The organism is Bathymodiolus platifrons methanotrophic gill symbiont (assembly GCF_002189065.1).
Lineage (GTDB): Bacteria > Pseudomonadota > Gammaproteobacteria > Methylococcales > Methylomonadaceae > Methyloprofundus.
This window is the reverse complement of record NZ_BDMN01000606.1, coordinates 1-1,041: the sequence shown is the minus strand read 5'-3', so window position 1 is coordinate 1,041 and position 1,041 is coordinate 1. Positions and strand designations below refer to the sequence as shown.

Below are 1,041 nucleotides of genomic sequence, written 5' to 3'. Positions count from 1 at the left end.
CTTACTTCTTGATAACATTTCATTCGAGGAATTATGATGTAAACCTTTTACTTCTCCTAATTATTTAAGTGAAATAACAGATTTAACCCACTACCCTTGAATTGTTTCATCACTTGCAGCGGTAATAAATTGTTACATTTTTTAATTATACATCAGGGAACGCATCATAATAAGTATCTTTCTGGATCATTCAATAACTAAACTTATCAGTGTGGTGATAGTTATGTTGCTTTATAAGCTTGGGAAATTAAGAAAAAACTTAAACTTTGTTTCTGGTGCATGAGTGGAGTCACGACAAAGCAATAAGCAGCAAAACTGACTGTGTGTACAGTGCGAAGCATTGCGCTTTTTTGTTATTATACAGGCGCAACTCAGGTATCTAAAAAATCGCTATACCCGTTTAACGCCCCCTAATAATACCCTACCCCTTTGGTACATAGGTGCTGCCCTATATTACTGTTTTAAAATTAGAAAAGAATCTTTCTATCTTTCATGCACTAGGTTGTAAGTACTCACGAAAACTTATTTATAGGTAGAATGAAGTGCCTGTTTTTTAGGCACACAATGAAACCCATCAATCATTCGAACATTGATGCGTTTCGCAAAAAGACGCTCTACCCATCCTATGCAAAACCTTAACACACAATGTTAAAATAAATATTTCCAGGTGCCTTACTAGTATAGTCTCAAACGAATAGCATCATAAAGATGATAGATTCAAGTTTAACCTTTTCTAGGCTGACGATATGTTTTTATAGAACTATCTTTCACGCAGATCAGAAAATAATTGATAGTTACAATTATAAGCACCCTGCCACATTTTGTTTTTGTAGGATTCCAGAACATTCATTTTGAATGGAAACCGTTCCCCCTTATGCTGACTAGATCCACCTATGCTTGTTAAATTCAAACCACTTTTACGTAATAATCTAGCCAATATAGAGCTTGTCATAAAATAACAGTATTGAATATTATTGTTATATCCATATTTTGCTGCTGCATAAAACAAGCCCCAGATTATCATGCGATTTAATTTATGCT

The 1,041-nt window shown here is 34.0% G+C and carries 1 pseudogene; it reads right to left on the bottom strand.

The window, feature by feature from the left end:
* Positions 1 to 760: 760 nt before the first annotated feature.
* Positions 761 to 1,041, bottom strand: a pseudogene (locus CDZ78_RS20905) (PEP-CTERM/exosortase system-associated acyltransferase); the annotation flags it as partial.